Genomic DNA, 25,436 nt, shown 5'->3' with positions numbered 1-25,436 from the left:
AAGGCACACATCGCAAAAGGCACAGACTACGAACGGAGGCGGGATGGCGCAGACCGACATGGCCGGGGCATCGGATGACGAAACGCGAAATCGTATGGCGCATGCCGCCGATCCGCAGATCGCCGACCCACATGACACCGACCCGCATGGAGCTGACCCCCATGGCGCCCTCCGGCGCAGGCTGCCGCATGTGGTGACGCTTCCCGAAGCCGTGGGGTGCGGCATCATCGTGAATCTTTCGCAAGCACCCGTCGCCGGCCTTCGCAGCAACCTCGCCGACCTCGTCCACGATTTCGAGCAGGCTTTCAGCCGATTCCGCCCCGATTCCACGCTGAGCCAGGCCGCGCGGCCGTTCTCCCCCGGCGAAGGGCCGCGCCGCCTGCACTTTCCTTTCCACGCCGACGCGATGTTCTCGATCTGCGATGCGCTGGCCGCGCGCACGCACGGCGCCTTCGACCCGTGCGTGGGCGAATCGCTGGTCCGGCTTGGATACGGGTACGCCTTTGAAACCAGCGGCGCGAAGGATGCGGCGGCTTCGCCACGATGGGGCATGGACGTCATCCACGAGGGCGACGAACTCGTCATACGCCGCCCGGCGAAGCTTGACTTCGGCGCCGTGGGCAAAGGCTTCCTGGTGGATCTGCTCGCCGAGCGCATCCGCAGTCTCATACCTGCATGCGAGATGACGATCAACGCAGGCGGCGATCTGTTTACCACTGTTGCGCTGACCATCGCGCTCGAGGATCCCGACGACCCCACCCGCGCAGTGGGCGTCGCTCGGATCGAGGGCGGGGCCTTCTGCGCCAGTTCGCCCAGCCGTCGCCGGTGGACCGCCGCGGATGGACTGACGCCTGTGCATCATCTGCTCGACGCGATCACGGGCCGGCCGGTGCGCGACGTGGTGGCATCGTGGACCTACGTGGCGCCAGGGCAGACGATGTACCCGACCGCGTGGGCGGACGCGCAGTCAACCGCCGCCTTCACCGGCCTCGACAACGGATTCCCCTTCGCCCGGCTCCGCGCCGACCATCGCATGGAGGCCACACCCACCTTCCCCGCACGATTCTTCACCTCCTGACCGCGCCTCGCACCCGCCCAACGCCATCCACCGCCTTCAAACCCGGCGAAACCGCCTAAAGTGGGTGTCCCCACACCCGCCGAAGCCCATCTCACCGGGAAACTCGTCAAAAACCAACCCGAAACCGCATAAAGTGGGTATCCAAACACCCGCTGAACGCCATTCCACGCCCCAAACCACCCTCAAACCCGGCAAAACCGCCTAAAGTGGGTGCCGCCACACCCGCCTAACGCCATCTCGCCAGGGAAATCGTCGAAAACCCGCCCAAAACCGCCTTAAGCGGGTGCCACCACACCCGCCTAACGCCAAAACCAACCTCCGCACGAAGGTGGGCGCCCACCACCCGGCGAACACCCGCCCGGCATCGCTCACTTCGCGCGACGGCGCGTCTTCGACATCGACTTCGCCTTGTCCTCCATCTGCTTGAGGCGCCGGTCCTCGAGCGTCTTGGCAAGCTGGAGCAGCGCCACCAGCGCGAAGCCGCCAAGGCATCCCAGGATACTGAACGAGCCCGGCGACATGGCAGGCTGCGGCACGTCGAGCGTGGTCGGACCCATCCAGATGGCATACAGGGAGCCGACCATCATGCCGAGCACGAGATACATCATCTGCGGACGGTACTTCTCGAGGCTTGTCTTGATGAGCTTCACGATGCACAGCGCGCCGGCGATGACGCCGACAACCAGCGCCAGGATGGCGGGCAGCGCGGAGAAATCAAGCCCGAACACGCGGCGCACGCCGGAGATGACGGGCATGTAGGCGCCGAAGATCAGCAGGATGGTCGAGCCGGAGATGCCGGGCAGGAACATGGCGCCGATCGTGAACGCGCCGGTAATGACGAGACGCAGCAGCATGGTCCATGTAACGGGCACGAGCGTCAGCGCGCCCACGCCGCCGACGCTGGACATCCACGCCACGGCCACCACGATGGCCGCGCCGAGCAGCGCGAAGAACACGCCGGGCATGACGTGGCGGAAGCCGTCCTTCTCCTCCATCACGATGACGGGGATGCCTCCGATGATGAATCCAAGGAACACGGAGCTCACCACATAAATCTGCGAGGCGAACAGCGACGAAAGCACGAGAATGGCGAGGATCATACCGACGATCCAGCCGCATCCCAGGCGCAGGAGGAATGTCAGCGCCTCCTTGCGCTCGTCGCGCGAGCCGAAGAACAGGTTGTGGATCGAGCCGATGAATTTGTCATAGAAACCGAGAAGGAAGGCGACGGTGCCGCCCGACACACCGGGCACGCTGTCGGCCAGGGCCATGCAGAATCCTCGGATTGCGTCTTTTATCAATGGGGGAACCTCCTGTATGCGTCCTGTATGCGCGGCGGCATCCGCGCATCGTGTTCCAGACTATCGGATGCCGCGGCGCCGGCAGCGCACGGCGGCGCGGTCTGCACATGTCGTTCATCGTTTCTCGCCCCCGTCACACCGCCGACATGTCGCCGCGCCTATCATGGAGCCACGCCACATACGCGGCACACAGACTTCCGAGGCGAAGGAGACACGATGTTCCCATCCATGCGACGCATCCGCCAGCAGATTCCCGACGAAGAGGCCATCGAGATCCTGGAAAAAGGCGAGGACGGAGTGCTCGCGCTGTCGAGCCCCGACGACTACCCCTACGCCGTGCCGGTCAATTACGTCTACGATGGCTCCGCCTATGACAACGGCCGCCTCATCTTCCACGGCGCGCTCACCGGCCACCGCATGGACTGCATCGCCCACAACCCGAAGGCATCGTTCTGCGTGGTGGGCCGCAACACGGTACTTCCGGCGGATTTCTCCACCGAATACGTCAGCGTCATCTGCTTCGGCACGATCCGCGTGATCGACGATGACGCGGCCAAGCGCCAGGCGGCGGAAACGCTCGGCGCGCATTTCTCCCCCGACAGCGTGGGCCAGGCCCTCGACGAGGAGATCGCCTCGACGTGGCGCCGCCTGTGCATGTACGAGATGGTTATCGAGCATATGACGGGCAAGGAGTCGAAAAGCGCCATGAAGCGCCGCATCGCCGCCGCCCGCGGCGAATGACGGCGTGATGCCCCGCTCGGAGCGGTGTCCCGACGGACTGCCTAGTATGGGGATTCGGCCGGCGGCCCCAGACGATTCCGCCGCCGGACAGACGCAAGGAGACCAGCGCCATGACCGATTTCGACCACGACATCCGCACCGCCGGAACGGCGACAGCCGCACCGGATCCGCGCACCAGCATCTACGGCGAGTATGCGACGTACCTGCCGCAGGTCATGGATATGGTCGTCTCCCGCATCGAGGACTTCGACCGCGCCGTTCGCGAGCGCACCGGCGAAGGCGCCTACGAGCATTTCAACCACCGCATCAAGGGCGACGCGAGCATGCGCGAGAAATGCGACCGCAAGGGCCTGCCGCAGACGCCGTTCTCCGCCCTGCACGATATCCACGATGCCATCGGCTGCCGCATCGTGTGCAGCTTCGTGGACGACGTGTACGCGCTGGCGAAGCATATCGAGGCCCAGCCGGAGTTCACGGTGCTGGAAACGAAGGACTACGTGCGCCGTCCCAAGCCGAACGGCTACCGCAGCTATCACATGATCGTCTCCGTCGAAACGCCGTTCCCCGACGTGACGCGTTCGACGCCGGGCCACTACCCCGTCGAGATCCAGCTGCGCACGATCGCCATGGACTCGTGGGCCGCGCTCGAACACCAGGTCAAGTACAAGAAGGACCTGGGCAACGCGAACGTGCAGATCATCACGCAGGAGCTCAAGCGCTGCGCCGACGAGCTCGCCTCCTGCGACCTGCAGATGCAGACGATCCGCAACCTCATCAACGAGAACCGCTGACCCCGCCGCGCCAACTCCGCCTGGCCAAGCGCGCCCGCGCATAGTGCGTGAGCTCTGGGAGAATCCCCAGCCCGGACACAGCCCCGCACGCTACTGTGGAACACGATGGGTCGAAGAACCAACCGAGGAGGGGCTCATGAGGATTCTCATCGCCGAAGACGAGAAGGAACTCGCACGCGCGGAATCGATGGTGCTCAAGGTCAACGGATACGACGTGGACGTCGCCTACGACGGCGCCGAGGCCATCAACTTCGCCGCCACGACAAGCTACGACGTCATCGTCCTTGACGTTATGATGCCGGGCATCGACGGCATCGAGGCGCTGCGGCGCATCCGCGGCATGGGCGTCACGACGCCCGTCATCATGCTCACGGCCAAGGCGGAGGTGGACGACCGCATCACCGGCCTCGACGCCGGCGCCGACGACTACCTGACCAAGCCCTTCGCCATGAAGGAGCTGCTCGCGCGCATCCGCTCGCAGGCACGCCGCGCCACCACCTTCACGCCCACCGTGCTCAGCTTCGGTGCGCTGAGCCTCAACGTGGGCGAACAGCAGATCAGCTGCGAAAGCACGATGCGCCTGTCGTCGCGCGAAACCAAGCTGCTTGAATACCTCATGCTCAACGCCGGGCATGCCCTCGACACGAAGACGATTTTCGAACACGTCTGGAAGGACGAGCCCACGGCCTCCCCCGAGCTCGTCTACGTGTACGTCTCATACCTGCGCACGAAGCTCAGGGCCGTGACCGACAGGGTGACGATCGACGGCGAGCGCGGCGGCAGCTATCGTCTCGTGACTCTGGAAACCCCGGGCATCGAGCCGGCCGACGACGCGGCGCTCGCCGCCGACCACCAGGCGGCGAGCCCCACGATGCGCTGACACGATTCGCACCGCAAAGAACAGACCGAGGAGGACCACATGGCCGACACCGAAGACGAGCGCGCGTCGAGTCGCGGCACGGACGACCCCGTGCGGCACGCCCCGGATCCCATCCGTGGGGCGCACCACAAGATGGCCAGCCGCGTCAGGGACGAACGGCGCATCGGACACAGCCAGATCGGCCAGCTGCGCCGTAAGTTCATCCGCATCTCCACGCTGGCGATCGCCATCATCCTCGTCACGATCCTTCTTATCATCAACGGAGCCATGTCGCTGTTCATCGGCATCACGCTGGACCGCTCGCTGGCGCGCATCGCCGGCGAGAACCCCGACGCCTACGTCACCGACGGCTCGGCCGACAATTCCCTGGCCGCCCAGTTCATCCCGAGCCTTCGCACCGGCACCGTGGACTACTACGTGTTCACGGTGGACGCCGACGGCAATCTCGTGCGCAGCAGCGCCCACGCCATGTCGGACCTCTCGGCGAGCGCCGAGCAGGAGCTGATGTCGCGCTTGCTCGCGCATAACCCGGACCTTCAGTCCGACCGCACCGTGAAATTCGAATACGACGGCGAGTACTTCGCCGTGCGCGTCGTCGACAAGAACGCGCAGGAGGAGGCCAAGGCGGAGGCGTCATCGTCATCGTCGCCGGATAGAGCCACGCCGACGACATCGGCTCCTTCATCGTCTTCGTCTTCCCCGGCCTCCGCCGCCTCCGGCTCTCCCACGGCATCATCCGCCACACCCTCCCCCTCCTCCTCGTCCGCCAAATCGCCAAGCGCCTACAACGCCGCATCCGACGGCTCGGGAACGGGCAGCGAACCCGGCACGGCGGATATCATCTTCCTCAACTACACGGAGATCCGCAGCTGGCAGCGCCAGCTGCGCAACCTCTCGACCGCCGTGGCCCTCCTCGCGCTGCTCGTGTTCTGGCTCATCGTGGTGAGTCTGTCTCGCCGCGCCATCGAACCGACCGTACGCACCATGGAGAACCAGAAGCGCTTCATCACCAACGCTTCGCATGAGCTCAAGACGCCCGTCGCCATCATCTCCGCCGACGCCGAGGTTCTCGAGATGATGAACGGCGAGAACGAGTGGACGCAAAGCATCATCAACCAGTCCAAGCGCCTGAACGACCTCATCTCCGCCCTCGTGCGCCTCACGAAGGCCGGCGAAAGCCAGAAATTCGAGCTCACCGACGTCGATATCTCGCAGGTGGCCTCCGACGCGGCCGCCTCGTTCCGCCCGGTCATCGAACAGCACGGCCTGACGCTCGACACGCGGATCGACGAGGGGATCGCTGCGAAGGCCGAGCCCCAGTCAATCACCGAAATCGTGAACATCCTGCTCGACAACAGCGCGAAATACTGCGACGAGGGCGGCACCGTCACGATTTCGGCCGCCTCGCGCGGAGGCCTGCGCTCGGGCGCGACGCTGACCGTGTCGAACGACTACAAGGCGGGCGAAGGCCAGGACTACAGCCGCTTCTTCGAGCGCTTCTACCGCGCCGATGAGTCGCATAACTCGAAGAAGGAGGGCTTCGGCATCGGCCTGGCGATGGCGAAGGAACTCGTGACGCGCATGAACGGCACGCTCACCGTGGGCTGGCGCGACGGACGCATCGCGTTCACGGTGGCGCTGCGCTGATGCGATGGCGCGGCGGCTGCGGTGGCTTCGGCGACGCGACGGATCCACGATGGCCCCATCGTCAGGCGCGAATATCGTCGGGCGTAGAATGAGAGCGTCGTACACGCCGGCATCGTCGCCGGCCACCTGAACTCCCGAGGAGATGGACATGTCCGTTATCAGTGTCTTCGTCGCAAGTCCGGAAGGCGGCAACGGCCGCAACGTGGTGGCGAACGGAATCGCCGCAGTCCTGGCGACCGCCTACAAAACCTTGATCTACCGCCCCGCCACGGACCCCGGCGAACGCTTCACCTCGGTTCTTCTCAACACCGTCGGCTCCGCCATCTCCGCCAAACAGGCCACCGCCACCAGCACCGCGGCCGTACGCGCCGACCAGACGCTGGCGCGCGGCGACGTCGCCCGCGGCTACCACACATTCTGCGACGCCACCCAGCCCGAGGCCTGCGTGCTCGTCGGCCGCGACGCCTCCCCCGTCGCCGACCCGGAGGCCGCCGTCATGGACGCCCGCTTCGCCGCCGACACGCAGTCCGTCGTCATGCTCGCCGTGTGTACTCTCAACCGCGACGCCGTGCAGCTGCGAGCCACCGTCAACGCCTACCAGGCGCTCTACCGCCGCGCCGGCGTGCATCTGGCCGGCGTGTTCGTCACCGGCTGCGAGCCGGCCAAGGAGGCGTCCAGCGAGGAGGCGCTGCAGGACATCGGCGTGCCGGTGTGGACCATTCCGCCCATGGACTGCCAGACCTCCCAAGAGGCCGCGGACAGCCTGCCTGTGTTCCTCAGCAAGGCCCCGACGCGCGATGTGCTCACCGCCTGCACGAAGAAGCGCGACCTGCCCGTCACCCCGTTCTTCTTCCAGAACGACCTCATCGCCCGTGCGCGCCGCCAGCACCGTACCATCGTGATTCCCGAAAGCCTCGAACCGCGCATGCTGCGCGCCTGCGACTACCTCATCGAGCGCGACGTGGCAGACATCCTCTTCGTCGGCGAGCGCGAGCAGATTCTCGCAGCCGGATCCGAACTGGGCCTCGAGCATCTCGAGATGGCGAAATTCGACTCCCTCGACGACGAGCGCCTGCTCGTGCCGATGGTCAACGAGCTCGTGCGCCTGCGCGCGAAGAAGGGCATGACGCCCGAGAAGGCGCGCGCCGCGCTCAAGGACCCCACGTATTTCGGCACGATGCTCGTGCAGCTCGACCTCGCCGACGGCCTCGTGTCGGGTTCCGTCAACTCCACCGCGAACACCGTGCGCCCCGCGCTGCAGGTGATCAAGACGGCGCCGGGAGCCTCCATCGTGTCGGGCGCGTTCCTCATGTGCCTGCCGACGCATGTGGCCGTGTTCGCCGACTGCGCCATCACGCCGAACCCGACGGCCGAGCAGCTGGCAGATATCGCCATCCAGTCGGCGCAGACCGCACGCTCCTTCGGCATCGACCCGCGCGTGGGCATGCTCTCCTACTCCACGCTCGGCTCCGGCCAGGGCCCCGATGTGGAGCTCGTGGAGGAGGCGACGCGCCTCGTGGGCGAGAAGGCGCCGGACCTGCAGGTGGTCGGGCCGATCCAGTTCGACGCGGCGTGGTCGCCCGAGGTGGCGGCCACGAAGGCGAAGGGCAACCCGGTGGCCGGGCATGTCAACGTCTTCGTGTTCCCGAACCTGTCTGCCGGCAACATCGGGTACAAGGCGGTGCAGCGCTCCTCCGGCGCCGTGGCCATCGGCCCCGTGCTGCAGGGTCTGCGCCGCCCGGTCAACGACCTCTCGCGCGGCGCCACGGTGCCCGACATCATCAACACGATCGCCCTGACCGCCGTCGTGGCGCAGGACAATCCGCATTCGCTCGGCGAGTGAGCGCGGACGGCTGTACCGTGCCGCGACTAGTCTGGCACGTGGAAAGCAGAATTTTCCGACAAATCTGATGGAGGAATCCAACAATGGCGAAAACCGCTCTTGTCATCAACTCGGGCTCCAGCTCGATCAAGTACCAGCTCGTCGACCTCGACTCCCAGGAGGGAATCGTCTCCGGCCTCGTCGAGAAGATCGGCGAGCAGGGCGACGGCCACTATGTGTACAAGTACAACGGTGAGAAGCATGAGCTCGAGGAGCCGATTCCGGATCACGAGACCGGTCTCAAGCGCGTCCTCGGCTTCTTCAAGGAGTTCGGTCCCGATCTCAAGAACGCCGGCATCGTCGCCGTCGGCCACCGCGTGGTCCAGGGCGGCTCCGTGTTCCCGAAGCCCGCTTTCGTCAACGCCAAGACCATCCAGCAGGTCAAGGACCTCGCCGTGCTCGCCCCGCTGCACAACGGCCCGGAGGCCATCGGCGCCGAAGTCATGGTCAAGCTCCTCCCGGACGTGCCGCAGGCCTTCGTGTTCGACAGCTCCTACTTCTTCCAGCTTCCTGAGGAAGCCAGCACCTACGCGCTGAACAAGGAAGTCGCCGAGCAGTACCACATCCGCCGTTACGGCGCCCACGGCACCTCCCACGAATACGTGGGCGGCCTCGTGCCCGAGCTCATCGGCAAGCCCGCCGAGGGCCTCAAGCAGATCGTGCTCCACGTGGGCAACGGCGCCTCCGCCTCCGCCCAGATCTCCGGCAAGCCGATCGACACCTCCATGGGCCTGACCCCGCTCGAGGGCCTCGTCATGGGCGGCCGCACGGGCGACATCGACCCGGCCGCGGTGTTCCACCTCATCCGCAACGCCCACATGGACGTTGACCAGCTCGACGAGCTGTTCAACAAGAAGTCCGGCCTCGCCGGCCTGTGCGGCCACTCCGATATGCGCGAAGTCCATGCGCTCGTGGCCGAGGGCGACAAGGACGCCAAGCTCGCGCTCGACGTGTACGTGCACCGCATCATCAAGTACATCGGCGACTTCACCGCCCAGATGGGCGGCGTGGACGCCATCACCTTCACCGCCGGTGTGGGCGAGAACGACGACATCGTGCGCAAGATGGTGTGCGACCGCCTGGCTCCGTTCGGCGTGAAGATCGACGAAGAGGAGAACGCCAAGCGTTCCAAGGATCCGCGCATCATCTCCACCCCGGATTCCTCCGTGTTCATCTGCGTGATTCCGACGAACGAAGAGCTCGCCATCGCGCAGAAGGTCACCGCCCTGGCCGAGGCCGGCGTGGATTCCTACGGCAACAAGGTCGGCGAGTAAGGTTTCGCCGCCTGTGCCACGACGCGGGTGGCACCGCGGTGCCGCCGCCGCTTAGCGCAAGGGGCCGGTTCCCTCCGGGGGCCGGCCCTTTCCATACCCGAAATCGTCTTCGGCGGGTGCCACCACACCCGCCGAACACCATTTCAACCACCCAGCACCCCTAAAACCACCCGAAACCGCCTTAAGCGGGTGTCCGCACACCCGCCCAACGCCATTCCGGACCGGAAACACCACCCCAGCATCCCAAAATCGTCTAAAGTGGGTGCCGCCACACCCACTGAACGCCATTCCGAGGCAAATCCCAACGATTCCCTACCCGAAACCGCCTTAAGCGGGTGCCACCACACCCGCCGAACACCATTTCAGCCTCAAAACCGCCACCCGACAGCCCGAAATTGTCTTAAGCGGGTGTCCGCACACCCGCCTAAGCGCATTTCCGCCTCCCCAGCCGTCCCGGCTCTCCCCCAACCGGCCCGAACCGTCTATCGTGGATTCGCCGCACGCCCTACCGCAGCGCCGCGAGGATCTCCTCGTGCAGCAGACCGTTCGTCGCCAGGCCGCAGCCGCCCCAGGGGCCGGGGTTGCCGTCGAGGTCGGTGAACGTGCCACCGGCCTCGGTCACGATCGGCACGAGCGCGCCCATGTCGTACAGGTCGAGCTCGGGCTCGGCGGCGGCATCGACGGCGCCCTGCGCCACAAGCATGTACTGCCAGAAATCGCCGAATCCGCGCAAGCGCCACATGGAGTCGGTCAGGTCGAGCAGCTGCTGGCGGTCGCCACGCTCCTTCCAGCCGGTCAGGCTCGACAGCGACATCGACGCGTCCTCGACTTTCGCCACATGCGAGACGTGGATGCGCACCGCCTCGTCCACCCCGGCGCCCATGTACGCGCCGCCGCCCTTGACCGCGAACCAGCGGTTGTGCAGCGCTGGCGCCGACACCACGCCCGCCACGATCTCGTCGCCTACCTGCAGACCGATAAGCGTGGCCCACACGGGCACTCCGCGCACGTAGTTCTTCGTGCCGTCGATGGGATCGAGAATCCAGCGGCGTCCGGTGGATTCGGCCTTGCCCAGCTCCTCGCCGTACACCGCGTCGCCCGGGCACCGCTCTGCGATGGTCTCGCGGATGGCGCGCTCCACGGCGCGGTCGGCGTCGGAAACCGGCGTGTTGTCGGGCTTGGATTCGACGTGCAGGTCGAGGGCGCCGAAGCGCGCGGCGCTGATGGCGTCGGCGCGGTCGGCCATGGCGAGCGCGTTCTCGAGGTCGGCGAACAGCGGGTTCGCGCTGAGCTCGGCGCGGTAGGAGCGGGTGTCGTAGATGGTTGCGGTCATGGGGTCTTCTTTCTTGTCGGTGACGGTTTCTTGTTGGTGACGGGTTTTGGTGACGGGGCGGTTGGATGCGGCGTGTCGTGGTGGTAGTACGGGCGGGCGGTCGGCGCGGCGAGTTCGGAGAATCCACGATTTTTCCGCCTCTTCGCGCCGCGTGCCACCGGCGCTCAGCGCGCAGGCTGCCCAGACTGCGCGGTCAGTGCGCGCTCTGTGCGAGCAGCGACGCCCACAGGCCGGGGAAATCGGGGATTGTCTTGCGCGTCGTGGCGACGTTTGTCACGCGCACGCCAGACACGACGAGGCCGATCATGGCGGCGAAGGTGGCCATGCGGTGGTCGGCGTAGGTCTCCATCACCTCGCCATGCAGACGGTCGAGCCCCACGGCACCGATATGCAGGCCGTCGTCGAGTTCCTCCGCCTCTCCCCCGATGCGTGTGATCTCCGTGACGAGCGCCTTGAGGCGATTCGTTTCGTGGCCGCGCAGATGCGCGATGCCGTGCAGGTCGGTGTCGGACGACGCGAGGGCTGCGATAGCCGCGAGCGACGGCGCGATTTCGCCGGCCGCCGACAGGTCGAACGATCCCAGTCCGTGCACGGCACCGCTGCGCACGCCGTCGCTGGTGACGGTCATGACCCCGTCGTCCGTGCGGCGCACGTCGGCGCCGAAATCGTGGAGGTATTCGGGCAGCAGGCCGCCCGGCTGCGTGGTGCTCGCCGGCCAGTTGGGCACGCGCACGGTGCCGCCGGCGATGAGCGCGGCGCCGAGGAACGGGGCGGCGTTCGACAGGTCGGGCTCGACCACCACGCGCTCGGGAAGCTGCACGTCGCCGGGCGTGACATGCCATGTCACGGTGCCGTCGCCGCGCTCGCCCTGGGCCATCGTGACGCCGATGCCGGAGGCCCCGAGGTCGGCCATGGTCATGCGGATATGCGGCAGGCTCGGCAGATGCGCGCCGTCGTGCGTGAGCGTGAGCGGCGCGCCGAGGCGGGCGGCGGCGAGGAGAAGGCCGGAGACGAACTGGGAGGAGCCGGAGGAGTCGATGGTGATGCTGCGGGCGGGGGCGGATGCGGGGGCGTCAGCGGTCAGTGCGGTCGGCGGCGTCAGCGTGAACGGCAGGAATCCGGGCTCGCCCTCGTACTCGATGCGAGCGCCGAGCTGCTCGAGGCCGTCCAGCACCGGCTTCATGGGGCGTTCGTATGCCTGAGTGTCACCGTCGAAGCGCACCGGGCCGTCGGCGTAGAGCGCAAGGCCGGGAACGAAGCGCATGACGGTTCCGGCGAGGCCGCAGTACACGGTCTGGCCGCCGCGGAAGGTGCCTGACGCGGGCGGCGTGACGCGCACCGTGGTGCTTTTCGCCGGGTCGACGTCGCATTCGACGCCGAGCGAGCGCAGCGCGCCCATCATGAGGTCGGTGTCGCGCGAGCGCAGGAGGCCGACGAGCGTGACCGGCCGTGATCCGAGGGCGGCGAGAATCAGGTAGCGATTCGACAACGATTTGCTTCCCGGAATTTCCACGATTGCGTCGAGCGGCCCCGCGGCCATCGGCGCCGGCCACGGATCGGGATACGACGGCGCCTTCGGCGTGGCGACCGCGGCACCGGAGGAGGCCGCGGCCGGAGACTGGGCCGGAGCGTGGGTCTGGCGCGGAGTTGCGTTCTGGTCGGGATTGTTCTCGAAATCGTTCTGTGCGGCGGTGAGCGGATTCGTCATGCCTCCCATCGTAGCGACTCCGCACTCCGGCACCCGCCGAACCGCCACCTCTCAGACAACCCGCCAAGCACCCACGACGGACCGGACCACCCGAAATCGCCTTAAACGGGTGCCACCACACCCGCCTAACGCCATTCCAGCCACCCAACGCCCCAGAACCAACCCAAAACCGCCTTAAACGGGTGCCACCACACCCGCCTAAGCACATTTCAACCGGAAAACCATCGAAAACCAACCCCAAATCGCCTTAGACGGGTGTCCTCACACCCGCCTAACGCCATTCCAGCCACCCAACACCCCGGAACCAACCCAAAACCGCCTTAAACGGGTGCCACCACACCCGCCTAAGCACATTTCAACCGGAAAACCATCGAAAACCAACCCCAAATCGCCTTAGACGGGTGTCCTCACACCCGCCTAACGCCATTCCAGCCACCCAACACCCCGGAAACCATCCTAAATCGCCTTAAGCGGGTGCCGTCACACCCGTCGAACGCCATTTTGGCCACCCACAGCCCCGACAACCCACCAAAACCACCCAAAGTGGGTGCCGTCACACCCGTCGAACGCCATTTCGGGATCCTGGAGGGCTTACGATCGCGCCCCCACCGGACCGCGAGGATCCGATAGGGGCGCGATTGGTCAAGCGGTCGTGGATTTCCCGGAGGCGGGTTTCGTCTGCTTCCTTGGCGCCGGGTTCTTCGGAGCCGGCTTCTTCTGAACTTTGGTCTTCTGAGTCTGATTCTTCTGAGCCTGATTCTTCTGAGGCTGATTCTTCTGAGGCTTGGCGATCGGCTTCTGGGCACCCGATTTCTTGGCAGCCGGTTGCTTGGGCGCGGCGGGAACGGGCTTCTTCGGAGTCGGCTTTGCCGACTGCGAAGCCGTCGCAGGCTTCGGAACCGGTGCTGCCTTCGGGATCGGTGCAGGTCTCGGGGCTTTTGCGGGTTTCGGCATCTCGGCATCGTTCGCCGTCTTGTCGGGCTCGGAACTCTTATCAGCCTTCGCCGCCTTGCCGGACTTCTCGTCCTTCCCGCCCTTCTGCTTCTTCCCGCCCTTCTTCCCGGCCTTCTCCTTCTTGTCCTTTTTCTCCTTCTTGTCGGCCTTTTCCTTCTTCTCGGCCTTCTTGGCGGCCTTCTTCTCCGCCTTCTTCCCGGCCTTGGACCCGGAATCTGCCTTCTTCTCAATCGCCTCGGAATCGTTCGCCACCGCGGCCTTCTTCGGGACGCGGCTGAGGGTAACGGCGGCGCGCGTCATGGCGGCGACGATATCATCCGGTGCCTGCTCCGCAGTGGACCCCGCGCCGTCATATGTCACGACGCGCACGGATCCGCCCTGGGGAATATCCTCGATGGTCCTTGCGTTCTCCGTGAATCCGACACCGGACACCGCACCCGTGCCAGCGTCCGAAGCGTCTGCACCTGCAGCGCCCGTCGCCGCACCAACACCCGCATGGACACCGCCGCCGTTTACGCCGTCACTGCCGCCGTCACCGCCGTCACCGCCGTCACCCTCACGCGCAACCCCCACGGCCGCGTCGAGCAACGCATTGATCGACTTGATCTTCCCGGCGTTCGCCGGGGTCAGCACATCGAGCACCGACATGCACGCGGGCACCTTGTTGTTGTTCGCGCGGCAGAATTCCGCCACCTGCAGCTTCGACGGAGTCTGCACCCCGCCCCACTTGCGCTGCCACGCGTCGATCTCGGCCTTCGAGAAATTGCCGCCCTCGCGCATCGCCTTCCACACGAATCCAGGCGTCAGGCCCTTGACATACTCCTCCTCGAGGTCGCGCCGGCTCACATACACATGTCTGGAAGACAGCTGCTCCACGGGCACGCCGAGCTTCTTCGCCACCTCCTCGGCCGCGTCCTGGTCGATGAGACGGAACATGGGCACGTTGAACCCGCGCGGCCCGAACAGCCTGTCGAACGGGATCATCTTGCCCACGCCGTCGGTCTGAACCAGAGACACTCCGAGTCGGTCGAGGTCGCGCCCCGTCAGCTCCGCCACGCGCTGCACGAGAAGCCGGTCGGTGATGCCCTCGACGAGGATGAGCTTGGTGGCGGTCAGCGGCTCGAGCCGGTCATGCGTCCACAGCTTCATGCGCACGCGCGCGTCGAAATCGAGCGCGCCGGGTTCGAGCTGGCGCGCCTCGCCGTTCTTCATGGCCACGATGCAATCGGGGTCGAAGGCGCTGACGATGTCGGCCGAATGAGTGGACACGATGCACTGTGTGTCGTTCGCGGCGAGCATCTTGGCTAGGCTGCGCTGCGAGCTGGGATGCAGGTGCAGCTCCGGCTCGTCGATGGCGAGGATGCCCGCGCCGCGCATGGCAAGCACGAACTGCGCGATGGAGCCCATCACCTCGGAGCGTTCGGAATGCATATCCCCCGTGTTGACGCGTAGGTCGACGCCCTCCATCGGGTTCGAGGAGTTCTCGGGCAGGCCGGTGTACGCGAAGCTAACGTCCTCGGGGCGCACGGTGCGCGGCGAGATCTGCGACAGCTTCTGCGCGATCTGCTCGCGCAGAAGGCGCAGCTCCGGCGACTGGTGCAGCGCGTTGTCGACGGAGCGGTACGATGCCGCGATCTTCCGCGCATCCTTGCCCAGATCCACGCTCGACACGGCGGTGTTGAGGTACGAATCGCCCGGCATGCTCAGCCCGTGCAGGCGCCGCAACTGCATATACACCTTCTCCTCGGGCGACGGCGCCGCGTACATGGGCCGGCGCTGGGAGCTCGCGAAACGCCATCGCAGTGCGCTCAGCTCGGCGTCGCGCAGCAGGCGTTCCCCGAGTATGCCGCGCGCATTGCGCTCCCACACGAGCCGCGCGGCCGTGACGCCGCCGTGCCCATCCTGGGTGACGAGCAGGCGTATCGAGACGCCACCGCATTCGAGGGCGTCGCCGAAGACACCGGCTTCCTGCGGCGTCAGGTCGTCGAGACGGCAGCGCACGATGAACGGCGCCGACTTGTCGCGCAGGTCGTCGGGACTCAGGCGCAGCGCGAGTTCCTCGGGCGCCGCGCCGAGCAGGAGGTCGAGGCATCGCATAACCGACGATTTTCCCGAGTCGTTGGGCCCGACGAGCACGAGATGGCGGCGCACCTCGATGTCGATGTCATGCATGAGCCGGCTGTGGTTCTCGATGGATAGGTGGGAGAGCTTCATCGCATTCCTTGTCTTTCGCGGACGATCCGCGCTTCCACCAATATAGACCCCCCAAAAACGTCCCCACGCGAAAGGGTGCCCCACTTGAAAGGGCGGGTTCCGGCGACCGCCGCCGGAAACGCATTCGTCGGGCTGGCGGGATTCGAACCCGCGACATCCTGCTCCCAAAGCAGGCGCGCTACCAAGCTGCGCTACAGCCCGATGCGCGGACACGCCGCGCACCTGAACCATGATAGCCGAAAATCGTGCGCTGTCGAGCCAAAACAGGATAATGAACGCGGCCCGGGGCACGCAGCCCGAGCCAGGGAGGAGGCCACAGATGAGGACGCGGATGGGGACGCATCAGCGATCGGAGACCGGAGCGCTTCTCGCCTCGATGATCAGCCTCGCCATCGGCTACACGGCCATGAACGAGTATATGTCGAAAGCCCCCGCCATCTGGCTTGTGTCGGGCCGTAAGTTCCTCGCATCCGCCGCCATCATCGCCATCTCCTCGTTCGTCATGTTCGCCATCGGCTACGCGCGCACCCCGCCGACGCCGCTCCCCCATGCCATGGCACGCCGCGCGCCAGGCGCCATCAACGTCATCCGCCGCATCATCGAGGCCGCCGCCCTGTCGACGGTGTTCGCGGCCACCACGTTCTTCACCTCCTACGCGCTGCTGTCGGCCGCGAATGTGGCGCTGGGTCGCGAGCTGTTCGAGCAGTTCACGCCGCTGATCGTAGGCTCCTTCGCCGCCGTCGCCGCCTACCTGGGCTTCATCCAGGCCTCGGCGCTCAGCGCGAAGGCCATCGCCACCATGCTCCCCCTGTTCGTCATCTCCGGCGTAACGGTGGCCGCGCTGACCAGCGACGACCCCTGGTGGTGGCATAACAACTTCTCCCAGCTGGGCGACCGCACCACCTTCGCCGCCCGCCTGTTCAACACCACGCTCATCTTCGCAGGCGTGTGCATCATCATCGTGGCGTATTTCGCCGTGTTCGAGCTCGTCACGTCGCAGTACATGGCGCTTCCCGACGATTCCGCGCCGTCCGATGCCACGGAAGGCGCTGGAAATACGGAAGGCGCCGCAGACGCGGCGCGAACACACGATTCCCCCTCCGTCACGCCGTCCGAGGCCGTGGCGGCCACGGCGGCCGACGTGACGAAAACCGATGCGGCGAAGGCCGCCGGAACGGCGGATGCGCCGCACCCAGCCAGCACGGCGCGGTCCGGATCGGACCAGACCACCCATTTCGTGGCGCGCACCGCCACGCTCGCCGTGCTGCTGTCTCTGACCGGCGTCTGCCTGATCGGCGTGGGCTGCTTCCGCTACACGCCGCATCCGGTGCTGCATAACGTGTTCGCGCGCGGCATGTGCGTGCCGATCGGTCTGCTGCTTGTTCTTCTTCCGTGGGCGATGCCGCGCATGTCACGCATCGTGTACGTGGTGTCCGACCTCATTCTCGTGGCCGACGCGGTGGCGTTGCTCGCCTGGCTGCGCGGGCAGATCACGCTGACGGCCGTCGAGGCGCTGGCGTGCCTGACGCTGTTCGCGTGGATGATCGTCTTCGCCCGCCAGATCGCCGCCATGCAGGCCGACCGCATCCAGACGCGCATCATCGCACTCGCACAAGGAAACGTGACGCAGGGAAACGTGACGCAGGGAAACGTAACGCAGGTCGCAACCCCGCAATCGTCGTAATCTTCCCCCGCGCACAGCTCACACAGCGCACGCCCACCCACGCATACGAAAACCGGCGGCAGGCACAACGCCCACCGCCGGTTTCCTATGCCGCGTACCGAGTCCGCGCCCGGCTACCCCACGCCTCAGTCCGTGCTCATCAGCACGATGAGGCTGCGCGGATCGGCCGTGATCGAGAACTTCGCCTCGTACGCCAGCTGGGGCGCGTCCGAATCCGAGGTGTCGATGAGCAGCACCCACTTGCGCGCGTAGGACTCGTCGGGCAGCGTGAACACCATCGACTCGTAGTACGCGTTGAAGATGAGCAGGAAGTCGTTGTCATCCTGATGGAAGCCGTTGATATCGGGCTCGGGAATGTCATGGCCGTTGAGGAACAGCATCAGCGACATGGCGTGCGTGTTCGCCCAATCGGCGCGGTCCATGATCTCGCCGTCCGGCCCGAACCACTCGGCCTGCGGGATCTTCGACGAGGAGTCGCCCGCGGCGCGGCCCGTGAAGAAGTGCCGCCTGTGGAGCACGGGGTGCTCGAGGCGCATATGGATGACCTTCTTCGTGAACGCGAGGAACTGCTTCTGGTATTTGTCGAAGTCCCAGTTCGTCCACGATATGGCGTTGTCCTGGCAGTAGGCGTTGTTGTTGCCGCGCTGGGTGCGCGCCACCTCGTCGCCGCCGCAGATCATCGGGATGCCCTGGCTGACCATGAGGGTGGTCATGAAATTGCGCATCTGGCGGGCGCGCAGCTCGTTGATATCGTGCATCAGCGTGGGGCCCTCCACGCCGCAGTTCCACGAGCGGTTGTCGTTGGTGCCGTCGCGGCCGCCCTCGCCGTTGGCTTCGTTGTGCTTGTTGTTGTAGCTCACGAGGTCGTTGAGGGTGAAGCCGTCATGCGCGGTGATGAAGTTGATCGACGCCACCGGCTTGCGGCCGTTCGTCTGGTACAGGTCGGAGCTGCCCATGAGGCGCGAGGCGAACTCGGGCATCGTGGACGGCTGCGAGCGCCAGAAATCGCGCACGCAGTCGCGGTAGCGGCCGTTCCATTCGCTCCACAGCGAGGGGAAGCCGCCCACCTGGTAGCCTCCGTTGCCGAGGTCCCACGGCTCGGCGATGAGCTTGACCTGGGAGAGCACCGGGTCCTGCTGCACGATGTCGAAGAAGGCCGACAGCTTGTCGACGTCCTGGAACTGACGCGCGAGGGTGGCCGCCAGATCGAAGCGGAAGCCGTCGACGTGCATTTCGGTAACCCAGTAGCGCAGGGAGTCGGTGATGAGCTGGAGGGTGTGCGGCGAGCGCATGAGAAGCGAGTTGCCGGTTCCCGTGGTGTCGAAGTAGTGGCGCAGGTCGCCTTCGACGAGACGATAGTAGCGCTTGTTGTCGATGCCCCTGAAGCTGAGCGTGGGGCCCATGTCGTTGCCTTCGGCGGTGTGGTTGTACACGACGTCGAGGATGATCTCGATGCCCGCCTTGTGGTAGGCCTTGACCATGGACTTGAATTCGTTGACCTGCTCGCCGCGCGAGCCGGAGCTCGAATAGGCGTTGTGCGGGGCGAAGTAGCCGATGGTGTTGTAGCCCCAGTAGTTGCTCAGGCCCTTTTCCTGGAGCATGGTGTCGTCGATGAACTGGTGCACCGGCATGAGCTCGAGGGCGGTGATGCCGAGGTCCTTGAGGTATTTCACGACCGACGGGTAGGCCAGGCCGGCGTAGGTGCCGCGGATCTGCGGCGGGACGTTCTCGTTGAGGTTCGTCATGCCGCGCACATGAGCCTCGTAAATCACGGAATCGTTGTACGCGATGTTCGGGTGCTGGTCGTTGCTCCAGTCGAAGAAGGGGTTGACGACGACCGACTTCATCATATGCGGCGCGGAATCCTCGCGGTTGCGGCCCTCGGGGTCCTGCGGATTGTAGATGTCGTAGGAGAACAGACTCGCGTCGGAGTCGATCATGCCGTCGATCGCCTTGGCGTAGGGGTCGAGCAGCAGCTTGCTGGGGTCGCACCGGTTGCCGTTGTCGGGGTTGTATTCGCCGTAGATGCGGTAGCCGTAGCGCTGCCCCGGCTGGATTCCCGGCAGATAGATATGCCATACGTACGAGTTCTGCTCGGTCATTTCGACGCGCGTCTCGTTGTCGTCATCGTCGAAGAGGCACAGCTCGACGCGCTCGGCGGCTTGTGAGAAGAGTGCGAAGTTGACACCCGCGCCGTCATACGTCGCCCCAAGCGGAAACATGGACCCTGGTTGAATTCGCATGCCCCCATTCTCTCACGGAGTGGCCCCATGCGATTCCTTTCGGCCCAAAACACGCCGGAAAGGCGTCCGTATGGCGGAAATCGACGTCCACAAACACGTCCACATGGTGGCGTTCGCCCGCGTTTGGTGCTATTGCGGCTGCACCGCCCCGGCACACCGGACGGATGCGCCGAACGGGTTCGCCCGCGTTTGGCGCTACAGGCGCAGCGTCCACGGATCGGTGTTCGTCGGGCTCATGGCGATCTCGACGTCGGCGCCATAGCGGGCGTGCAGCGCCTCGCGCACGTCGGGCACGGCGTAGCGGAACAGCATGCGTTCGATGGCCGAATGCGGCGTGTTGATGAACGCAGGGCGCGGCGTGGAGTCAAGCGTGCCGGCCGCTGCATCGCCCGGAGTGCCGACCGCGATGCCCTGCGAGCGCAGACGCGCCTCGTAGGCGGCCTGCTGATAGGCGTCGGTCACCGGATGGTGGCGCAGGTCGCTGGTCACGTACACGTCCACGCCCAGCGATCGCGCCGTGTCGATCAGCGAATCTCCGGAGCCGGGCAGCACGGCCACGCGGCTCACCGTCCGGTCGAGGTCGCCGGCGACGAGCACGCCCAGCTCGGTGGGAATGAGGGCGTCCCTCACACGCACGGCGAAGTCGCGCAGCGTCATGGGCTCGGGCAGATGCCCCACGCGCCCCTCCCCGACCGGCCCGCGCGCGTCGGGGTCGTCGATCGGAACCATGGCGCCCTCGTCCACGAGGCCGAAGGCGTCGAGTGCGGACTGCGCCTGCCCGCGGTAGGCCGCGTCGGCGTTCGTATGTCCCACCCACAGGCCGCATCGTGCGCCAACGAGCATATTCACGATGTCGCCGCGGAAACCCGCGCCGCCCACCGTGTGCACGGAGCGGAAGAACAGCGGGTGGTGCGTGAACAGCAGGTCGGCGCCCCAGTCCAGCGCCTCGCGCACGACGGCGTAGGTGGGGTCGACGGCGCAGTAGATACGATGCACCGGCCAGTCGAGCCCGCCGACGATCAGCCCCGGCTCATCCCAGCTCTCCGCGTATTTGAGCGGGTACAGCGTCTCCAGCACGTCCGTCACCTGCTTAAGCGTCAGCGTCTGCGTCATCGTCAATCCTCCTGTGTCATATGTCGTGATGTGTCATATGTCGTGGTGTCACGCCGCGCCCTCAGTGCGCCGCGAGCTGCCAGTCGCCGCCCACGCCCGTCGACACGTCAAGCGGCACGCTGAGCGTCACGGCGTGCTCCATCGCGTCCTTCACCAGGGCGGTGACCTGCTCCTGCTCGCCCGGCGCCAACTCCACCACGAGTTCATCGTGGATCTGCAGCATGACGCGGCTCGCCACCTTCGCGGCGCGCAGCGCCTCGTCCACGCGGATCATGGCGATTTTCATGATGTCGGCCGCGCTGCCCTGGATCGGCGCGTTGAGCGCGGCGCGTTCGGCGGCGTCGCGGCGCTGCCAGCTCTTGGAGTTGAGGTCGGGGATGTAGCGGCGGCGGCCGAACATCGTCTCCGTGTAGCCTTTCTTGCGCGCGTCGGCCACCAGCGACTCAAGGTAGTCGTGCACCTTGCCGAAGGTGGCGAAATACTTGCCCTTGAGCACGTCGGCCTCGGCCGGCGAGATGCGCAGCTGCTGGGCCAGGCCGTAGGTGCTCAGACCATAGGCCAGGCCGTAGCTCATCGCCTTGACGTGGCTGCGCTGGTCGGACGTGATCTGCTCGACCGGCACCTGGTACACCAGGCTCGCCACGTAGCGGTGGAAGTCGCGGCCGGAGCGGAACGCGTCGATCAGCGCCTCGTCGCCCGACAGATGCGCCATGATGCGCAGCTCGACCTGCGAGTAGTCGGAGCTCAGCAGCGCCACGAAGCCGTCGGCCGGCACGAACGCGCCGCGGATCTCACGGCCCTCCTTGTTGCGGTTGGGGATGTTCTGCAGGTTCGGGTTGGCCGAGCTCAGGCGGCCCGTGGCGGTGACGGCCTGCTCGAAGGTGGTGTGGATGAGCCCGTCAGACGGGTTCACGGCCTTCTGCAGCGTTTCGACGCACTGCTTGAGCTTGTTGATCTCGCGGTAGCGCAGCAGGGCCGTGATAAAGCCGGACGCGCGCTCGTCGGAGGCGTTGCGGATGGCCAGTTCGGTCAGCGAATCGCTGTCGGTCTTGAACCCGCCTTTCTTCGTGCGGCCGATGGGCTGCAGGCCCATGTCGGTGAACAGCACCTCCTGCACCTGCTTGGGACTCTGCAGGTTGATCTGGCGGCCGGCGGCGTCCCATGCGGCGCTTTCGGCCTGCTTGGCCCCGGCGGCGAAGGAATCGTACAGTTCGCCCATGCGTGCGGGGTCGACGGCGGCGCCCGTGTCCTCCATGCGGGCGAGGATGCGCGAGACCGGGTATTCGATGTCGCGCAGAAGGCCGGATTCGCGGCGTTCGTCGAGCTCGCGCACAAGGGTCTGCGCAATGGCCACGATGGCGGTGACGCGGCGCGCGGCGGCTGTGACGGCCGCGGAATCGTCGGCGGCGGGGTCGTCGAACAAAGACAGCGGCTCGGCGGCGTGCTCCTCGGGCGCGGGCAGGGCGCCGGTGGGCAGCACGCGGGCGATGACGCTTTCGAGGTCCTGCTTGGAGCCGGCGGATTCGAGGTAGGCGGCGAGCTTCGTGTCGATCCACGGCTCGGGGCATTCGAGGCCGAGTGCGGAGAAAAGATGCAGGTGTTCCTTGTACCCGTGCAGCGCGAGGGAGCCGGAGAGCTCCACGATTTTCCCTCCGATGGCCCGCGCGGTGCCTTCGTCGATGTCGGCTGTCGGCACCGACGCCACATGGGAGTCGGGCGCCATGATGGTCAGGCGGGTCGTGTGGACGGCGCCGGGCGTGGGGTCGCCGTCGATGTCGAGCGCCCACACCGCGTCGTCGTCGATGGCCAGGGCGAGGTCCGGGTCGCAGACGGGGGCGGGTTCGGCGGGCTTTGCGGCCGACTTTTTCACAGCCGACTTGCTCGCTGCCGGCTTCTTCGCGGCCGATTTGCTCACGGCCGACGCGGTGGCACCATCGCCGTGTGCCGCAGTGCGCGGGGCGAGCGCGGCGGAGCCATGCTTGGCGAGCCATGCCGGCAGCTGCGCGGCGGGAACATCGTCGATAACCGGCGTGCGCACCTCCACCGCGTCGACGGACGGCGCGTCGCTCTCACCGCCTCCGAGGTCGCTCAGGTCGAGCGTCACCTTCTTCACGGGCGCGCCGGCGGGGAACGGTTTGAGGAAATTGTCGCGCGTGCGGGCGCTGAAGCCGAGACGGTCGAACAGCTCGCCCACCGCCTGGCGGTCCGGGGGCACGATGGCGAGGTCGTCCACCGTCACGGGCAGGTCGAGGTCGCGCACCAACGCGTTGACCTTGCGGTTCAGGCGCACCTGGTCGATGCTTTCGCGCAGGGCCTCGCCCTTCTTGCCGCCGATCTCGTCGGCGTGCTCGATGATCTGCTCGAGGCCGCCGTACTGGTTGATCCACTTGGCGGCGTAGCCGTCGCCCACGCCGGGCACGCCGGGGATGTTGTCGGCCTGCTCGCCGCGCATGGCCGCGAGGTCCGGGTACTGCTGCGGCGTGACCTTGTATTTGGCGAGCACCTCCTGGGGCGTCATGTGCTTGAGGTCGCGGAAATGGTGGCCCGGGTAGAGCACGGTGACGGAGTCGTCGATGAGCTGGAAGGCGTCGCGGTCGCCGGAGAGGACGAGCGTGTCGCAGCCCGCGTCCTCGCCCATCTGCGCAAGCGTGCCGATGATGTCGTCGCCCTCATAGCCGGGTTTCTCGATCCAGCGGATCGAGAACGCGTCGAGCATCTTCTGGATCAACGGCAGCTGGCTGAGCAGCTCCTCGGGGGCCGCGTCGCGCGTGCCCTTGTACTGCGGGAGCATCTTCTGGCGGAAGGTGCCGCCCTTCATGTCGAAGGCCACGCCGATATGCGTGGGCTTCTCGTCTCGCACCACATTCGACAGCATGCGCGCGAAGCCGTAGATGGCGTTCGTCGGCTGGCCCCATGACGACGTGAAGCCCTCCACGGGCAGGGCGAAGTACGCGCGGAAGGCCAGCGAATGGCCGTCGATAACGAGCAGCCGTCGGCGCGACGCGGCGGAATCGTTGGAATTCCCTGTCTTCACGGCCCGCACGGTCTTCACGGCCTGCACGGCGGCGCCATCGTCGTTCCTGCCGCCCTTGCCCCGCGGCGCGCCCTTTGGCCGTACCGTCTTGTTATCCAGCGCCATCTGACCTCCCGATCCCATGCCTGTCGCCTGCATACACAGTCTGCGTCCCGCATCCGTCCGGCGCGGCGCCGGCGGAATGCCTGCCGCCATCATATCCGCACCTATCCGCACCGCGCGCCGGCGTGTGGCCGCGCCGCGTGACACGCCGTGACACGCCGAGGCCGCGGCCACATCGTATGCCATTCCCATGCCCGACGCGAGGAGTTACAGACACTGCCGGATGTCGAGGCAGGGCGGGTGCTATCATCGCAACAGGATTGAAAGCATCGGGACGGGGCGAAGCCGTTACCGTCCGGTTCACAGCGTTATCCGCACGAATCCGACAAGACGTCCGCACAATGAGATCCAAAGAAGGGGTCCATGAGGGCGCCCGATGCCGTGCAGGACCTGCGACAGACCGAGGAGGATCAATGAGCGCCGCTGAAGAGGAAAAGAAGGATGCACCGCGCGTCGTGGTGGCCGAGGACGAGGCCCTCAACAGGATGGATATCGTCGAATCCCTCGCGTCCGCCGGATACGAGGTCGTCGGCGAGGCCGCCAACGGCCAGGAGGCCGTCGACCTGGTCAAGAAGACGCGTCCGGACGTCGTCGTCATGGATATCAAGATGCCCGTCAAGGACGGCATCACCGCCGCGCGGGAGATCAACGAGGAGTTCATCGCCCCCGTCGTCATGCTCACCGCCTTCTCGCAGAAGGACCTCGTGGCCGAGGCCGTGGACGCGGGCGTGATGGCGTATCTCGTCAAGCCGTTCGTGCCGGGCAAGCTCTTCCCCACCATCGAGGTGGCCATGCAGCGCTGGCAGCAGATGACCGCCCTGCGCAGCCGCCTGTCCGGCATCCCCGCCACGCAGACCGAGGCGGAAGGCTCGGACGAGGAGGTCGAGAAGCTGCGCGAGCAGGTGGAGGACCTCAAGGGCCGCCTGGAGTCCCGCAAGCATGTGGATCGCGCGAAGGGCCTGCTCATGGAGCATATGGGCCTGACCGAGCAGGAGGCGTTCCGCTGGATCCAGAAGACGTCGATGGACCGCCGACTGACCATGCAGGAGGTCGCCGATGCCGTGATCTCCCAGATTGACGGAGACGGCGCCGTCGCGTAAGCGGAGTCTCCGTTGTGGTGAGTGTGCGGTGCGCATGCGTGATGTGAGCGCGGCGAGTGCTTGCGGTGTGCGCACGATAGACGCAATGTGAGCGCACGATAGACGCAGGGGCTGATTGCCAGATGGCAATCGGCCCCTTTCCTTTTTCTCCCTCCCCGACCCTCCGCAACCTTCCCATCCCCGCAACCTCGCGATAACACCATCGGTTGCCATCGACTCACCACCGAGGGTGCACCATCGTGCACCCTCGACCACGATTACCCCGCCCCAACCGCCTTCCTAGCCCACTAACCGCCCTCGAAGGCGCACCATCGTGCACCCTCGGCAGCCATTACCCCCGCCAACGCCACCCAAACC

General features: G+C 66.3%; 16 protein-coding genes and 1 tRNA gene. 9 read left to right on the top strand and 8 right to left on the bottom strand.

Annotation, left to right across the window (positions count from 1 at the left end):
- Nucleotides 1-43 precede the first annotated feature (43 nt).
- The gene (locus PSRA_RS07685) at nt 44-1,078 is read left to right on the top strand and encodes an FAD:protein FMN transferase (RefSeq protein ID WP_094661311.1); all 1,035 of its coding nucleotides are present in this window, start codon (nt 44-46) and stop codon (nt 1,076-1,078) included.
- Nucleotides 1,079-1,446: 368 nt separating this feature from the next.
- On the opposite strand, the gene PSRA_RS07680 is transcribed toward PSRA_RS07685, so the two are convergent.
- Nucleotides 1,447-2,349 carry a DUF368 domain-containing protein gene (locus PSRA_RS07680; RefSeq protein ID WP_211280508.1) on the bottom strand — a complete coding sequence of 301 codons (903 nt, stop codon included), beginning with the start codon at nt 2,347-2,349 and terminating at the stop codon, nt 1,447-1,449.
- Between the two features lie 246 nt (nt 2,350-2,595).
- Here PSRA_RS07680 and PSRA_RS07675 point away from each other — a divergent pair, with 246 nt between their 5' ends.
- The 6 genes from PSRA_RS07675 to PSRA_RS07650 all read left to right on the top strand — a co-directional run bounded on the left by PSRA_RS07675 (nt 2,596) and on the right by PSRA_RS07650 (nt 9,594).
- Nucleotides 2,596-3,120 (top strand): pyridoxamine 5'-phosphate oxidase family protein, encoded by a 525-nt coding sequence (locus PSRA_RS07675; protein ID WP_158216369.1) that lies wholly within the window; start codon nt 2,596-2,598, stop codon nt 3,118-3,120.
- A 110-nt stretch (nt 3,121-3,230) separates the two neighbouring features.
- Entirely contained in the window at nt 3,231-3,911 is a 681-nt protein-coding gene (locus tag PSRA_RS07670; RefSeq protein WP_094661308.1) for a GTP pyrophosphokinase, read from the top strand.
- 136 nt (nt 3,912-4,047) lie between these two features.
- Nucleotides 4,048-4,791 carry a response regulator transcription factor gene (locus PSRA_RS07665; protein ID WP_094661307.1) on the top strand — a complete coding sequence of 248 codons (744 nt, stop codon included), beginning with the start codon at nt 4,048-4,050 and terminating at the stop codon, nt 4,789-4,791.
- A 39-nt stretch (nt 4,792-4,830) separates the two neighbouring features.
- Entirely contained in the window at nt 4,831-6,438 is a 1,608-nt protein-coding gene (locus tag PSRA_RS07660; RefSeq protein ID WP_094661306.1) for a sensor histidine kinase, read from the top strand.
- A gap of 148 nt (nt 6,439-6,586) precedes the next feature.
- On the top strand, nt 6,587-8,281 hold the full coding sequence (pta, locus tag PSRA_RS07655) for a phosphate acetyltransferase (protein WP_094661305.1): 1,695 nt from the start codon (nt 6,587-6,589) through the stop codon (nt 8,279-8,281).
- Between the two features lie 83 nt (nt 8,282-8,364).
- Entirely contained in the window at nt 8,365-9,594 is a 1,230-nt protein-coding gene (locus PSRA_RS07650; RefSeq protein WP_094661304.1) for an acetate/propionate family kinase, read from the top strand.
- Between the two features lie 505 nt (nt 9,595-10,099).
- Here PSRA_RS07650 and hisN read toward each other — a convergent pair.
- The 4 genes from hisN to PSRA_RS07630 all read right to left on the bottom strand — a co-directional run bounded on the left by hisN (nt 10,100) and on the right by PSRA_RS07630 (nt 16,004).
- Nucleotides 10,100-10,927: a histidinol-phosphatase gene (gene hisN / locus PSRA_RS07645; RefSeq protein ID WP_094661303.1), complete on the bottom strand. Its 828-nt coding sequence runs from the start codon at nt 10,925-10,927 to the stop codon at nt 10,100-10,102.
- A 193-nt stretch (nt 10,928-11,120) separates the two neighbouring features.
- Nucleotides 11,121-12,467, bottom strand: coding sequence for a 3-phosphoshikimate 1-carboxyvinyltransferase (gene aroA, locus PSRA_RS07640; RefSeq protein ID WP_211280512.1), 1,347 nt, complete (start codon nt 12,465-12,467; stop codon nt 11,121-11,123).
- Between the two features lie 810 nt (nt 12,468-13,277).
- On the bottom strand, nt 13,278-15,803 hold the full coding sequence (locus PSRA_RS07635) for an AAA family ATPase (RefSeq protein ID WP_094661302.1): 2,526 nt from the start codon (nt 15,801-15,803) through the stop codon (nt 13,278-13,280).
- A gap of 127 nt (nt 15,804-15,930) precedes the next feature.
- A tRNA-Pro gene (locus PSRA_RS07630) sits at nt 15,931-16,004 on the bottom strand.
- Between the two features lie 130 nt (nt 16,005-16,134).
- Here PSRA_RS07630 and PSRA_RS07625 point away from each other — a divergent pair.
- Nucleotides 16,135-17,487, top strand: a complete 1,353-nt coding sequence (locus tag PSRA_RS07625; protein WP_094661301.1) for a hypothetical protein — start codon at nt 16,135-16,137, stop codon at nt 17,485-17,487.
- 125 nt (nt 17,488-17,612) lie between these two features.
- On the opposite strand, the gene glgX is transcribed toward PSRA_RS07625, so the two are convergent.
- The 3 genes from glgX to polA all read right to left on the bottom strand — a co-directional run bounded on the left by glgX (nt 17,613) and on the right by polA (nt 23,877).
- A complete protein-coding gene (gene glgX, locus PSRA_RS07620) occupies nt 17,613-19,730 on the bottom strand; it encodes a glycogen debranching protein GlgX (RefSeq protein WP_094661300.1) in 2,118 nt (705 codons plus the stop codon).
- A 195-nt stretch (nt 19,731-19,925) separates the two neighbouring features.
- Entirely contained in the window at nt 19,926-20,843 is a 918-nt protein-coding gene (locus PSRA_RS07615; protein ID WP_094661299.1) for a Nif3-like dinuclear metal center hexameric protein, read from the bottom strand.
- Nucleotides 20,844-20,904: 61 nt separating this feature from the next.
- Nucleotides 20,905-23,877 carry a DNA polymerase I gene (gene polA, locus PSRA_RS07610; protein ID WP_420820565.1) on the bottom strand — a complete coding sequence of 991 codons (2,973 nt, stop codon included), beginning with the start codon at nt 23,875-23,877 and terminating at the stop codon, nt 20,905-20,907.
- Nucleotides 23,878-24,392: 515 nt separating this feature from the next.
- On the opposite strand from polA, the gene PSRA_RS07605 reads away from it, so the two are divergent.
- Complete coding sequence (locus PSRA_RS07605; protein WP_094661297.1) at nt 24,393-25,079, top strand: ANTAR domain-containing response regulator; 687 nt, start codon at nt 24,393-24,395, stop codon at nt 25,077-25,079.
- Nucleotides 25,080-25,436 lie beyond the last annotated feature (357 nt).

It is taken from the genome of Pseudoscardovia radai, assembly GCF_002259605.1.
GTDB classification, from domain to species: Bacteria; Actinomycetota; Actinomycetes; order Actinomycetales; family Bifidobacteriaceae; genus Pseudoscardovia; species Pseudoscardovia radai.
This window is presented reverse-complemented; position numbering and strand designations above follow the sequence as displayed.